This window comes from Gilvimarinus chinensis DSM 19667 (assembly GCF_000377745.1).
In the GTDB taxonomy this organism is placed as follows: domain Bacteria; phylum Pseudomonadota; class Gammaproteobacteria; order Pseudomonadales; family Cellvibrionaceae; genus Gilvimarinus; species Gilvimarinus chinensis.
On the sequence record NZ_KB898707.1, the window covers coordinates 606,730 to 621,349 of the forward strand.

Annotated in this window: 9 protein-coding genes; all 9 read left to right on the top strand. The window is 45.8% G+C overall.

Features of this window, described 5'->3' with window-relative positions; all coding sequences use genetic code 11:
• The first annotated feature begins 2 nt into the window (after positions 1–2).
• The 9 genes from lpxD to D568_RS0108755 all read left to right on the top strand — a co-directional run bounded on the left by lpxD (position 3) and on the right by D568_RS0108755 (position 14,490).
• The gene (gene lpxD / locus D568_RS0108715; RefSeq protein WP_020209210.1) at positions 3–1,025 is read left to right on the top strand and encodes a UDP-3-O-(3-hydroxymyristoyl)glucosamine N-acyltransferase; all 1,023 of its coding nucleotides are present in this window, start codon (positions 3–5) and stop codon (positions 1,023–1,025) included.
• Between the two features lie 54 nt (positions 1,026–1,079).
• The gene (gene fabZ, locus D568_RS0108720; protein ID WP_020209211.1) at positions 1,080–1,517 is read left to right on the top strand and encodes a 3-hydroxyacyl-ACP dehydratase FabZ; all 438 of its coding nucleotides are present in this window, start codon (positions 1,080–1,082) and stop codon (positions 1,515–1,517) included.
• 21 nt (positions 1,518–1,538) lie between these two features.
• On the top strand, positions 1,539–2,309 hold the full coding sequence (gene lpxA / locus D568_RS0108725) for an acyl-ACP--UDP-N-acetylglucosamine O-acyltransferase (protein ID WP_020209212.1): 771 nt from the start codon (positions 1,539–1,541) through the stop codon (positions 2,307–2,309).
• A 7-nt stretch (positions 2,310–2,316) separates the two neighbouring features.
• Positions 2,317–3,489: a lipid-A-disaccharide synthase gene (gene lpxB / locus D568_RS0108730; RefSeq protein WP_020209213.1), complete on the top strand. Its 1,173-nt coding sequence runs from the start codon at positions 2,317–2,319 to the stop codon at positions 3,487–3,489.
• Positions 3,490–3,491: 2 nt separating this feature from the next.
• Positions 3,492–4,097, top strand: a complete 606-nt coding sequence (rnhB, locus tag D568_RS0108735; protein ID WP_020209214.1) for a ribonuclease HII — start codon at positions 3,492–3,494, stop codon at positions 4,095–4,097.
• Positions 4,098–4,101: 4 nt separating this feature from the next.
• The gene (gene dnaE, locus D568_RS0108740; RefSeq protein WP_020209215.1) at positions 4,102–7,605 is read left to right on the top strand and encodes a DNA polymerase III subunit alpha; all 3,504 of its coding nucleotides are present in this window, start codon (positions 4,102–4,104) and stop codon (positions 7,603–7,605) included.
• Between the two features lie 1,005 nt (positions 7,606–8,610).
• Positions 8,611–11,589, top strand: a complete 2,979-nt coding sequence (locus D568_RS0108745; protein ID WP_281168645.1) for a TonB-dependent receptor — start codon at positions 8,611–8,613, stop codon at positions 11,587–11,589.
• 338 nt (positions 11,590–11,927) lie between these two features.
• Complete coding sequence (locus tag D568_RS0108750; protein ID WP_020209217.1) at positions 11,928–12,962, top strand: cupin-like domain-containing protein; 1,035 nt, start codon at positions 11,928–11,930, stop codon at positions 12,960–12,962.
• 46 nt (positions 12,963–13,008) lie between these two features.
• Complete coding sequence (locus D568_RS0108755; RefSeq protein ID WP_026286927.1) at positions 13,009–14,490, top strand: tryptophan halogenase family protein; 1,482 nt, start codon at positions 13,009–13,011, stop codon at positions 14,488–14,490.
• Positions 14,491–14,620: the final 130 nt, after the last annotated feature.

Sequence of the window (14,620 nt, forward strand, 5' to 3'; positions counted from 1 at the left end):
GAGTGACTAGTTTTTCACTCCGTGAAATTGCGGACTTTTTAGCAGCAACACTTGAAGGCAATGCCGGTTTAGTAATAACCGGCATTGCTGGTTTGGTAACGGCAAAAAACAGCGACATTAGTTTTTTAGCGAATAAGGCATACCACGGCCAGTTGCAAGATTCATCTGCTGGCGCGGTCATTCTTCGTGAACAAGAATCCCAGCTTTACTCTGGCAATAAACTGATTGTTGCCGATCCATATTTAAGCTATGCACGGTTAACCCGATTGTTTGATCGCTCTTTGGCTATTGAGCCGGGTATTCATCCTACCGCAGTGATTGACTCGACCGCCAAAATTGGTAACCAAGTTGGCATTGGTCCTCATGCTGTTATTGGCAGCGGAGCTGTCTTGGGGGATGGTGTGATCGTTGGAGCTGGATCGGTGATAGGGGAAGGAACCAATATTGGCGCTTATACTCGCTTAGCTGCGAATGTCAGTATTTATCACGATGTGGTGATTGGCGAGTATTGTTTATTCCACAGTAGCTGCGTTATCGGAGCCGATGGTTTTGGTTTTGCGCCTGACCGTGAAAACGGTGGCTGGTGCAAAATCCATCAATTAGGCGGAGTAATCATTGGTGATCGTGTGGAAGTAGGGGCTACGACGACGATCGATCGGGGGGCTCTTGACGATACGCTGATCGATGACGGGGTCATTATCGATGATCAAGTGCACATAGCCCATAATTGCCGTATTGGTGCCAATACGGCTATTGCGGCCAATTGTGGCATTGCGGGTAGCACTAAAATAGGTCGAAATTGTACTTTGGCCGGGGCTGTGGGCATTGTGGGTCATATAGAAATTACCGATAACGTACACATTACCGGTATGACCATGGTGTCAAAATCGATCACAGAACCTGGAAGCTATTCTTCCGGTACCAGTGCAATTGGCACTCGTGAGTGGCGAAAAAATGCCGTTCGCTTTAATCAGCTTAATGATTTGGCACAACGCTTACGCAAGCTTGAATCTGATGCGGATTAAGAGAACATAAGTTTTAAGCTGGTTTTACCGGCAGTATATAAAGGCGTCAATAAAATGATGGATGTAAATGAAATTCGGCAATATTTGCCTCACCGCTACCCTTTATTGTTGGTAGATCGAGTGGTAGAGCTGGTGGAAGGGGAGTCTATTGTCGCTTACAAGAATGTTTCTATAAACGAAGAAGTATTTAACGGGCATTTCCCAGACTTCCCGGTATTTCCAGGAGTAATGATTCTAGAGGCCTTGGCCCAGGCTTCTGGTATTTTAGGTTTTAAAACTGTCGATAAAAAACCCAAGGATGGCTCAATTTATTTGTTTGCTGGGATTGATGATGTGCGCTTTAAGCGTCAGGTGATTCCAGGCGATCGTTTGCAGTTAGAGTCACGTATCATTTCTTCTAAACGTGGAATTTGGAAGTTTGCCTGTAAAGCTACGGTAGACGGTGAACTTGTTGCTGCAGCAACCATATTGTGTGCTGATCGAAAAGTTTAATCCTGCAAGAGAGGGCCAGCGTTGATTGATTCACGAGCTATCATCCACCCAGAGGCGAAAATAGCCGATGACGTGCAAGTGGGCCCATGGACAACTATAGGCCCCGAGGTTGAAATCGGGGCCGGTTGTATAATTGCGTCTCATGTGGTGATAAAAGGGCCGACGAAAATCGGTCGCAATAATCAAATTTATCAATTTTCCTCGGTGGGGGAGGATACCCCTGACTTAAAATACAACGGAGAGCCCACGCGACTTGTTATAGGTGATAACAATATTATCCGTGAAGGGGTAACGATTCATCGTGGCACAGTGCAGGACCGCTCGGAAACCACTATAGGTAACGATAACCTCATCATGGCGTATGTTCATATTGGTCATGACAGTGTGCTAGGAAATCACTGTATTTTGGTCAATAACACGGCACTGGCTGGGCATGTCATTGTTGGGGATTGGGCTATCCTGAGCGGTTTTACTCTGGTTCATCAGTTTTGCAATATTGGTGCACACAGTTTTACTGGTATGGGGAGCGCCGTTGGTAAAGACGTACCAGCGTATGTGATGGTTACTGGCGCGCCGGCTGCGGCGAAAAGTATTAACTCGGAAGGATTGCGCCGCCGCGGTTTCTCAAAAGACCAAATAGCCGCGATTAACCGCGCATTTAAGATTATCTACCGCCGCGGTCATACTGTTGACGAAGCGTTAAAGCAGCTACAGCAAATTGAAACGGAAGAATCTGTTGTATCGCTGATGATTGAGTCATTACAAAATTCCAAGCGCGGAATTGTCCGCTAACGGTACTATGAACCCTCCCATTCGCATAGGAATTGTCGCCGGCGAGGCCTCCGGGGATATTCTCGGGGCTGGGCTAATACGCGAGCTCAAACATACTTACACTCATGTAGAGTTCTCTGGCATTGGCGGCCCGTTAATGCTCGCTGAAGGTTTTCATTCTTTTTTCCCCCAAGAGCGGTTGGCTGTTATGGGACTTATAGAGCCCTTAAAGCGCCTGCCGGAGTTGTTGCGCATTCGCAAGTTTTTAAAACAGCATTTTGAGGCGAGTCAGCCAGATGTTTTTATCGGTATTGATTCGCCGGATTTTAATCTATCTCTAGAGCAGCACCTAAAGCAGAAGGGTGTTACCACGGCACATTATGTGAGTCCATCGGTTTGGGCGTGGCGTAGCGGGCGCATTAAAAAAATCAAAAAAGCGATCGATTTAATGCTCACGTTACTGCCGTTTGAAAATCAGATTTATCAAACTCATAACGTGCCCGTTAAATTTGTCGGCCATCCCCTTGCCGATGATGTTGCGCTCGATATTGATAGTCAGCTACACCGCCAAAGTTTAGCGGTAGAGGGCCACTCGCCCGTTATTGCACTCATGCCCGGTAGTCGTCAATCGGAAGTTGAGCGTTTAGGGCCGGTTTTTTTTAGCGCCGCGCGAGACATTGTCGCCGCCAGGCCTGGCACTAAATTTCTGGTGCCTGCGGCGAATGGACATCGTTATCGTCAGCTGCACCAGTTGCTTAGTGCGTACAGCGATTTACCGATACGGCTTATCAATGGCCGTTCCCACGAGGTGATGGCTGCCGCTGATATCGTTGTGCTTGCCTCAGGTACCACGGCATTGGAGGCCATGCTGCTTAAAAAGCCGATGGTGGTTTGTTACAAAATGGCCTCTCTGTCATTCCATATTATTAAGGCCATGGCAAAAGTAGAGTTTGTCTCTTTACCGAACCTTTTAGCAGGCCGTGAGCTGGTGCCTGAGTTACTGCAAAGTGATGCGACCTCCAGTGCGGTTACAGAAAGGGTTTTAAACTACTTGGATAACCCTCAGGAAGTGGCGCAATTGCAGGGTGAATTTTTGCACCTGCATCAACAGTTGCGTCAAAACGCCAGTCGGGAAGCGGCTACTGCTATTGCCGATTTGATCGCACAGAATCCTTCAGAACCTGAATCAGTTGAGAGTTAGTCATGGAGCCTTTTGCCAGTGTCTATAAAGGGCACTTGTTTGCCGGTGTGGATGAGGTAGGGCGTGGCCCTCTGGCGGGTGACGTTGTTGCCGCTGCGGTTATTCTTGATCCTGATAAGCCGATCGCGGGTTTGGCGGACTCTAAAAAATTAACCGAAAAGCGACGTGAATTACTGTTTGATGAGATAAAAGTGCATGCTCTCTCTTACTGCATTGCTCGAGCGAGTGTGACGGAAATCGATCAAATTAACATCTTGCAAGCAAGTTTGTTGGCTATGCATCGCGCTGTTGAAGGGCTTTATGTGCAGCCTGAGCATGTGTTAGTGGACGGTAATAAAATACCTGTTTGGCAATATCCTGCAGAAGCGGTAGTTAAAGGTGACAGTCGTGTACCTGCCATCAGCGCTGCCTCCATATTGGCTAAAGTAACCCGTGACCGTGAGATGGTGGCAATGGACGAGCAATATCCCGGTTATGGTTTTGCTTTACACAAGGGTTATCCAACCAAAGCTCATTTATTGGCACTTGAGAAGCAAGGCCCCTCTCCCGTGCATCGTGTTAGTTTTGGTCCGGTAAAGCGTCAACTAGAACAGTTGGAAATGTTTTAATTTTATGTCTGTATCATTTGTTCACCTGCGTTTACACACCGAATATTCCCTGTCGGACAGTATTATTCGAATAAAGCCTTTAGTTAGCCGCTTGGCTGAACTGGAGATGCCCGCGTGTGCCATTACCGATCAAACGAACTTCTACGGCTTAATTAAATTTTATAAAGCAATGCAGGGGCAGGGTATTAAGCCCATTGTGGGGAGCGACTTTTTACTGGCTGGTGCGGACAGTGAGAGTAAGCCGAGCTTTTTTACGTTGCTGGCAATGAACGATGTCGGATATAAAAATATCATTGCGCTAATTTCCAAAGCGTATCAGCAGGGCCAGCAACAAGGTGTTGCGTATGTTCAGCGGGAGTGGATAGCTGAGTTTACTGAAGGCGTAATTGCACTTTCCGGAGGGCGTCTCGGTGATGTGGGCTTGTCGTTATTGTCCGGGCGTAAAGCTCAGGCAGCAGAAGAGTTGAAGTTTTGGATGAATCTGTTTCCTGGCCGCTTTTATCTTGAGTTGCAGCGCACAGGTCGTGAATATGAAGAGGCTTATTTACATGCGGCGGTAGAGCTCGCAGCGTTGGTCCAGTGCCCGGTTGTCGCCACCAATGATGTAAGGTTTTTACACGCTGATGACTTTGAAGTGCATGAGGCCCGAGTGTGTATTGCCGATAGCCGTACTCTGGATGATCCACGCCGTGAGCGTCGCTACAGCGAGGAGCAGTACCTTCGTAGCGCTGATGAAATGCAGGAGTTGTTTAGTGATATTCCTGAAGCGTTAGAAAATTCGGTAGAGATTGCAAAACGCTGTTCGGTCAATATCCATTTGGGCGAGTATTTCTTGCCGCAATACCCGATCCCGGATGGAATGACGGAAAATGAGTTTTTTGAAAAAGTCTGCTTTGAGGGTTTGTATAACCGATTAGAGCGTATCCTTGATAGCGGTTGTGCAGAGTACGAAGCTGACAAAAAACGTTACGAAGACCGCTTGCGATTCGAGTTGGATATTATCCTGCAGATGGGGTTCCCCGGTTACTTCCTCATTGTAATGGACTTTATTCAGTGGGCTAAAGATAACGGCATTCCGGTTGGGCCTGGTCGGGGTTCCGGTGCCGGCTCGCTGGTGGCTTACTCGCTGCAAATTACCGACCTTGACCCGCTGCAATACGACTTACTGTTTGAACGCTTTTTGAATCCAGAACGGGTATCCATGCCGGATTTTGACGTGGATTTCTGCATGGAAAACCGCGATAAAGTGATCAATTACGTCGCTGAGGCTTACGGTCGAGAAGCGGTAAGCCAAATTATTACTTTCGGTACCATGGCGGCAAAAGCTGTGGTACGCGATGTGGCGCGTGTGCTGGGGAAATCTTACGGCCTTGCCGATAAGCTTTCTAAACTGATACCTCCCACACCGGGAATGACGCTCAAGCAGGCCTTGGAAGAAGTAGAGCTTTTGCGAGAGATGTTAGAGACCGATGGGGATGCGCAGGAAATTTGGGAAATGGCGGTTAAGCTCGAGGGCTTAACCCGAAATGTAGGTAAGCACGCCGGTGGTGTGGTCATTGCACCCAATAAATTAATTGATTTTTCACCGCTTTACTGTGATGAGTCCGGTAAGGGTCTGGTGACCCAGTACGATAAAAACGATGTAGAAGAAGCCGGTCTGGTTAAGTTTGACTTTCTGGGGTTGCGTACTCTCACCATTATTGACTGGGCGCTGGAAATGATTAATGCCCAGCGCAGTAAAGTCGGCAAGTCGGCGCTGGATATCAGTGCGATTGACCTGCAGGATGAACCCACATTTGCGTTGCTAAAGCGCGCCGAGACGACAGCGGTTTTCCAGCTGGAATCTCGCGGTATGAAAGACCTGATTAAGCGCCTCAAGCCGGATAACCTTGAAGATATGATCGCCTTGGTGGCGTTGTTCCGTCCAGGTCCGCTGGATTCAGGCATGGTGACGGACTTTGTAAACCGTAAGCACGGCCAGGCTGAAGTGGCTTATCCAGATGCTAAATATCAACATAAAAGCCTAGAGCCCATTCTAAAACCCACCTACGGCGTTATTGTTTATCAAGAGCAGGTGATGCAGATCGCTCAGGAGCTAGCGGGCTATAGCCTGGGTGGGGCTGACTTGTTACGCCGGGCCATGGGTAAGAAAAAACCGGAAGAAATGGCGAAGCAACGAGTGAGCTTTGAGTCGGGTGCCAGGGATAAAGGCATCGATCCTGAGCTTGCGATGAAAATTTTTGACCTGGTGGAAAAGTTCGCCGGTTATGGTTTTAACAAGTCACACTCCGCCGCTTATGCATTGGTCTCTTATCAAACCGCGTGGTTAAAAGCTCACTACCCGGCGCATTTTATGGCTGCCACCATGAGCTCGGATATGGACAAAACCGATAAAGTGGTGACCTTTATCGAAGAGTGCCGGAACATGGGGTTAACCTTACTCCCGCCCGATGTAAACCGCGGTGAGCTTAAGTTTACGGTGGATGACGACAACAATATTATTTATGGCTTGGGCGCTATTAAAGGCCTGGGCGAAGGGCCGGTCGACAGCATTATCAAAGCTCGGGAAGAGGGCGGGCCATTTAACGATTTGTTCGACTTCTGTGCGCGTATTGATCCACGCAAAGTGAATAAACGCGCGTTAGAAGCACTGATTCGCTCAGGGGCGGCCGATAACTTAGGGCCAGGGCGAGGGTTGGATCAAGATCGTGCGGTGATGTTTTCAGCAATTACCGAGGCGGTAAAAACCGCCGAGCAAAGTGCCGCTAACGCCAACGCGGGGATGGTGGATTTGTTTGGTGACGTGGTACCTGTAGCAACCGATGGGGAGGATTCCTATAAAGAGTTTACACGGGTACACCCATGGTCGATGAAAGAGCGACTGCAAGCTGAGAACGACACTCTCGGCTTATATCTTACCGGGCACCCTATTGATGAATACGAGCATGAGATCAGACATTTAGTCTCTTGTAGAATCGCCGATTTGACACCGGAAAAGAACGCACAGCGAATTGGTGGGCTGGTGGTCGCCTCTCGAACAATGAAAACAAAGCGTGGCGATACCATGGCCTTCATTACTCTGGATGACCGTACAGGAAGAATGGAGATTGCGGTATTTGCAGACACATTTGCCGAATATCGAGAGTTATTAGTAAAAGATGCGCTGCTTTTGGTTGAGGGGCAGGTAAGTCATGACGATTACAATAATTCACTTAAAATGCGCGCTGAAAGTATTAAAAATCTTGCTGAGGCTCGTCAGGAAAAAGCGCGCGCATTACGCTTAACTCTTCAAGGTGGAGCCCTGGGGGCTGGTTTTAGTGAGCAGCTGAGAAGCTGTCTTGAGCCTTACAAGGATGGTCGTTGCCCGGTGGTAGTGGATTACCTTCGTTCCGATGCCCGGTGCGAATTAATGCTGGGCCGAGACTGGGGGGTTAGGCCAGAAGACGACCTGTTACAGCGTCTGCGCAATCAATACGGCATCGAAAACGTCAAACTGCAATATACCTAATACGTTAAAGGGCTCAGGGCCCACGGTATTACAGCAAGGCCACCTATTAGGTGGCCTTTTTTGTAGCCATTCTTCAGTGAGTACGGTTTATAGATAGAATATGGTCCCTTAGAGTGGGTGGGGCGAATTATAATAAAAGTGCAATGAATAAGTGTCTCTTTTATAACCTTTGGCTGCCCTTTCTTTGAACAATTAGAGCTTTTATTGACATCGCTGTCATACCGGAAACCGGTTACATGAGTGTTGTTGTAATCTAGCAAGATTAGGTAACTTCTTTGTAGGCCAGAGTTTTAAAGGGGGTACAGCTTGCCCCATACTTTTTACTACTATTTGCTAAAACTGATTTAACCTTTGATAGCGATAACAAAAAATTTTTTAAAAAAATATTTTCTATTTATCTGTAACTCTACTGGTGGTTCCGGTAATGATAGCGCAACCATCGTGATTGATTTTGCGATTTATTATCTTACAAATAAAAATTGTTAAGATGGGACGTTATTTCTATTAAAATCAACACTTTACGATCATTATTTTGAGGTGATAATAGAATTCTGTTCAACTTCACCTGCGGCGCTTGTATTCTCTCTCAAAAAAATGGCGCATGCTTCACGATTTACACTTTTTCCATTTGTCGTTTTCGTTATGGTTAACAGAAGAATTGGTAACCGGTTACATTTGTGGCTGGTGGTTGAAGCCTATTGAATAGGGGTATCGCTTGCCGTAAATTTATTGATGATTCACCTCGGTATGAAATAAATGCCCAGATAAATCTGCCGAAGCGAAATGAATTGGCTCCATTGTCCACCTTTATTACATCGGTTAAGTCGATGGGTGGCTCAAGATAAGTGAGCGGAAACTCGCGGATAACGATTCGTTGCATAACGAACATCTGCAAGTAAAGAGACGGATTAATCTTCCTGACGATAATAATAGGAGAGCTCCATGTATAGAAAATCTAACTTTAAGAAAAAGCTGATAGCTTCAGCCGTTGCTTCCAGTACGTTAATGGGCTTAGGCCAGATGGCCCAGGCCCAAGAGGCGCTAGAAGAAGTTGTGGTTACCGGTATTCGAGCATCATTAGAGCGCTCGATGGATATCAAACGTGATTCAGCTGGTGTAGTTGATGCAATTTCAGCTGAAGATATTGGTAAATTTCCTGATACCAACCTCGCAGAGTCTTTGCAGCGCATTACCGGTGTTTCAATCAGTCGTGAAAACGGTGAGGGTGCGGAAGTAACCGTGCGTGGATTTGGTGCGGGTAATAATATGGTGACCTTGAATGGCCGTGCCATGCCAGCAGGTGGGATTAATCGTGGTGAAGGGGGTAATTCACGGTCTTTCGATTTTGGTAACCTTGCGTCCGAGGCTGTAAGTGGCGTAGAGGTTTATAAAACAGGCAAGGCATCTATGGTCACAGGTGGTATTGGTGCAACTATCAATATCCTAACCGCAAGGCCTTTGGATAATCCTGGCTTTAATGCAACTTTTGGCGCTAAGGCGCTTGCGGATACCACTAATCGTGTAGGGGATGATGTTACCCCGGAGCTCTCCACGCTTCTCAGCTATTCTAACGATGATGCCACTTGGGGTGTCTCTTTGAGTGCAAGTCACCAAGAGCGTGACTCGGGCTCTATTGGCGCGACAATCAATGATTGGGGTATTTACGAATGGGACAGTGTGAATGCGCCAGCTAGAGCGTGGAATAACGCCAACGTAGACGTGGAAAATGCTCCAGACGAAGGTCAGTTGTACTCTCGCTTTTTTGATTTACGTTATGAGTTTACAGATACTCAGCGCACCCGGGATAATGCGCAGCTGACGTTACAGTTTGCGCCGACTGAAAATTTTACCGCTACCGTTGATTACACCTTTGCAGAAAATGAAGTGAAAGAAGCCTTGGGTCAAACTGGTAACTGGATGCAACAAGGTACCAACCTTCAAGCTGTTGAGTTTGACGACCAAGATATTGCTACCATGATTTACGCCCGCGAATCGTATGCTGGTGGCATTGATGAAGGGTATGAGCAGCAGTGGGCAGAAACTACCGACACTTTGGAATCATTTGGTGCAAATTTCGAACTTCAAGTTAACGACGAGTTAAGCCTAAGCTTGGATGTCCATGATTCAGAAATGCACTCTCGTGGTACTGGGCCTTTCGGTACCGGCTCTATACGTATGGCTTTGGCTGCGCCCATAGTGACTGATCGTGAGTGGTGGTTTGGTAGGGAGTTTCCTCTTGTTGAAAACTCTTATGATGACAGCATCAACAACGCCAATAATAACGGTATAGTCGACCCCGGTGACGTAAGCTCCACAATGCTGAATTTACGTCAAGCCGATCAGACGATGACAGTCAACCAAGTTAAGCTTGACGGTACTTACGAGTTCGACAACGCTGCCTTCGATTTTGGTATTGAGTCGCGGGAGATGGAGTCTCACACGGTAAATTACACGGCAAATAATGTTGCTTTAGGTGGTTGGGAAGGCGCTTATCCGGGTGAGTTTGGTGATTTGGTCGAGCCCTTTGATATTCAGGGCGAGTTCGACGATTATTCTCCGCTTGACGGTTCTGGTTTTAGAGCAAATGCTGCTGATTTGTATGAGTATGCGACGAATAATATCGCACGTTATTCCGATATTTTACCTGCGACAATGAGTCAATCGGCCGATAATCTTGTTAAAGAAGAGGTTTTGGCTGCTTATGCTCAGGTTACGGTAAGTGGTGAATTAGGCGATATGCCATTTAGCATTTTGACCGGTGTGCGCTATGAAACTACCGACGTGGAGTCCAGCTCTCTAGCGGCAGGCTATTTAACTAGCTGGCAGTCTAACAACGACGTTTCTATTGACGTTGATCCTAGTAAACCTTCTAGTTTGGTTACAGCTGACGCCAGCTATGACAACTTATTACCTAGTTTGGATTTCACTCTTAATATAACCGATGATTTAATTGGTCGTTTCTCAACCAGTAAAACCATAGCCAGGGCGGGTTTGGCTGATTTAGGTGTCTCGGCTTCTAATTTTGGAGCCGGTGGCGGGTCAACTTATCTGGGGGCGCGACCTACAGCTAATGCGTCAAACCCCGGCTTGTTGCCACTTGAGTCAACCAACTTTGACTTATCTTTAGAGTGGTATTACAGCGATGCAAACTATGCCTCTATTGGTTTTTTCGAAAAGAATGTTTTCAATTTCATTGGCTCGCAGCAGGTGGAGCGTACGTTGCTGGGCATTCGTGACGTTACTAGTGGGCCAAGGGCACAGGCAGCGGCGGAAGAGCTTGCGAACGATGGCTATGCTCTAAACGACGATAATTTGCATGGTCAGATGGTATTCAACGAGTTCATAGTCCAGGATGGTGGGTATAACGACGCTTGGGTCGCTGAATTTGGTAATGTTGATTACACGGCAACGCAAGAGCAGAATGAATTTCTTTCTGGCCAACCAGGTGGGCTTTGGGATCTAATCTCGCGTGATGAAGATCCCGAGACTGTTTTCAGAACTAATACGCCGAACAACGCCAGAGAAGCCAAAATACATGGCGCTGAGTTTGCTATACAGCACTTCTTTGGGGAGACTGGTTTTGGTATTCAAGCTAACTACACTCTGGTTCGTGGGGATGTAGGCTTTGATAATCTAGGTTCACCTGATTCTTCTCAATTTGCTTTGGTGGGGTTGAGTGATACTGCAAACTTGGTTGCTCTTTATGAGAATTATGGCCTTCAGGCGCGACTCGCTTATAACTGGCGCGATGAATATCTGAATGAGGCATCTAGAGGTGCTTTCGCTAACCCTCGTTATATTGAAGCTTATTCTCAGATCGACTTGAATGTGAGCTATGAAATCCTGGATGGACTGTCTGTAAGCTTTGAAGGTCTAAATATTACTGGTGAAGACAGCCGATCACATGGTCGTAATTACGATATGATGTGGGATTTGCGTGATTTAGGGCCTCGCTATACAGTGGGTGCGCGTTATACCTTTTAACTAGGAGGAGTCAACGTTAATCTAAAGTCATTTTCTTTAATGAGCTAAAAGCCGCTGCAAAGCGGCTTTTTTATTTCGCTTAGTGGATATTGTTAATATTCTGAGTTTGCTGGTTGTATGAATAGCTTTTGCCTGTCAAGAACTATGCTTGTTGCTCATTACATGCTGCTAGGATTTTTCGCATTAAAGTTTGAAAATGATTTTATGTTTCAGTGCTGAGCTTGGAGATAACGTAGTTAGCGTTTTAACTTTTTCAAAAGATCTTGTTAAAGTGAAAATTCATGTTTCATGTTCTTTGGGGCAAGCTCCCAACATAAAGAGTATTAAAAGACGGAATTATGATGCCGATTTCGAAAATGACTAAAATCATTACAGGCTCCAAAGCAGAGACTTTGGATGAGAGGGTTTTGTCATCTAAAGAGCCAGTAGTTTTAAAGGGTTTAGTAAAGAATTGGGCGATTGTAAAACAGGGATTGAAGTCAGACGGTAACGCAATCGATTATATAAAGTCGCATTATAACGGTCGTGCTTCAATCGCAAGTATAGGGAGCCCTGAGATCAATGGACGTTTTTTTTATACCGAGCACGGTACGGCGCTAAATTATAAGACTCGAAAGGCCAAAATTGACGAAATTTTGGATCTTATTCAAGAAGGTTTCAGTGAAAGGCTCCCGACGTCTTACTACATCGCGTCGAATCTTATTGATAGCCACTTTCCGGGCTTTCGGGCTGAGAATGATATTGCTATTCCTAGGCCCAGAGTGAATTATCCTCTTGAAGGTGTCCGTGCTGGCATTTGGATTGGCAATCGTACGACGGCTTGCTGCCACTATGATGCATCAGATAACCTGGCATGCTGCGTGGTTGGAAAGCGTAGGTTTACGCTGTTTCCTCCAGATCAAATTTCGAACCTATACCCCGGGCCGTTGTCACCGACTCCGGGTGGCCAAGTCTTAAGTATGGTGGACTTGGCTAACCCTGACTTTGAAAAACATCCTAAATTCTCACAGGCAGTGGAACATGGTGAAATTGCTGAATTAGAGCCAGGTGATGCATTATATCTACCTAGTATGTGGTGGCATCAAGTAGAGGCTCAAAGCCCATTTAATGTTTTGATCAACTATTGGTGGAGTAATTCTGCAAAACATATGGGCCCGACTGTGAATGTTTTATATCACGCAATGTTAAGTTTACGAGATAAACCTGAAAACGAAAAACAAGCGTGGAAACATATTTTCGATTATTACATCTTCGGAGATTCTAATCAGGCTGGTGATCATTTGCCTGAAGAGGCGAAAGGGTATCTTGGTGAAATTGATGTTAATAAAGCCAAAATGTTAAGGGCTATGATTCTTAACAACCTTAATCGTTAGCCAATTTTAATGATGAGTTACCATTAAAAAGATATGAGGTCCACTTTTGCATAATAATATAAAGAAAGTGATAGTTGTCGGCGGGGGTACCGCTGGATGGGTGGCTGCTGCTGCCATGTCTAAAAAACTCGGAAAGCTGGTTGACGTGGTCTTGGTGGAGTCTGAACAAATTGGCACTGTGGGCGTGGGTGAAGCAACTATTCCGCCCATGAGAGCATTCCATAAATTGTTAGGTATCGATGAGCAGGAGTTTATGCGGGCCACCGGTGCAGTTTTTAAGCTGGGTATTGAGTTTAAAAACTGGGGGCAGGTTGGTGACCGATATTTTCACCCTTTTGGTGCTACCGGCCAAAGTAGTTATCTTGCTGATTTTCAAAGCTTTTGGCTTTATGGCAAAAGCAAGGGAGTAAATGCGGATTTTGAAGAGTATAGTCTTGAAGCCCAAGCTGCTAAAGCTAATAGATTTGCGATTTCAAATAAAGGTAGTATTAATTTCGCTTACCATCTGGATGCTACCCGTTACGCTCAATTTTTACGAGAATTTAGCGAAAATTTGGGTGCTAAACGGATAGAGGGGAAAATTCACCAAGTTCAGCAACACTCAGATGGCCATATTAAAGCCCTGCAGTTGGAATCAGGCGAGGTTGTCGAAGGTGATTTGTTTATTGATTGTACTGGGTTCTCCGGCCTGTTAATCGATAAAACACTTAAAGTCCCTTTTTTAGACTGGTCACACTGGCTGCCTTGTGACCGTGCTGTCCCGGTTCAAACTGAATCGATAGAGCCTGCAAAACCTTATGTGACTTGCACAGCACATAGGGCTGGCTGGCAATGGCACATACCTTTACAGCATAAGGTGGGTAACGGTAACGTATTCTGCAGTGAGTTTATGTCGGATGATGAGGCTGTACAGCACTTGTTGAATAATGTTCAAGGTCAAACCACGACTGAGCCTCGAATAATCAAATACAAGACTGGCCGGCGTAAAGTTTTTTGGCATAGGAACTGCGTTGCGCTAGGGCTTTCCAGTGGGTTTGTTGAGCCGCTGGAGTCAACGAGTATATATATGTTTATGATCGGTATTGTCAGGTTGATGCGAATGTTTCCATTTGACGGAATTACTCAGCCAGTCGTTGATGAATATAATCAGCAGTCAATCGAAGAATTGGAAAACGTTCGCGATTTTATTATCTTGCATTATCATGTTACAGCTCGCGAAGATAGTGAATTCTGGCGTTATTGTAAGTACATGGATATTCCTGAATCTTTGTCTCACCGTATCAAATTATTTAAGGATAACTCTCTCGTTTTTCTAGGAGAGCGAGAGCTCTTCAGGCTCAGCTCGTGGCTGCATGTAATGCTCGGCCAAGGTATTACTCCTAACTATTATCATAAGATATTTAGCACTATGTCGGATAAGGAGCTAGTGAGTCATTTAAGCAATACGCGTAGAACAATTTCTGATGTCGTAAGTAAGCTCCCAGATCATCAGAGCTTTATTGATCGCTATTGTAAGACGTTAAGCTAAGTTTTTCTTGTTGTAAAATGTTCTCAGATGAATAAGTAAGTTTCAGCTTTTGAAAAATTAACTTCGATTGTTAATTATTAATATTTTTACGAGATGAATGTTTTTCGGCTAGGTGCGACAATATTCTTGA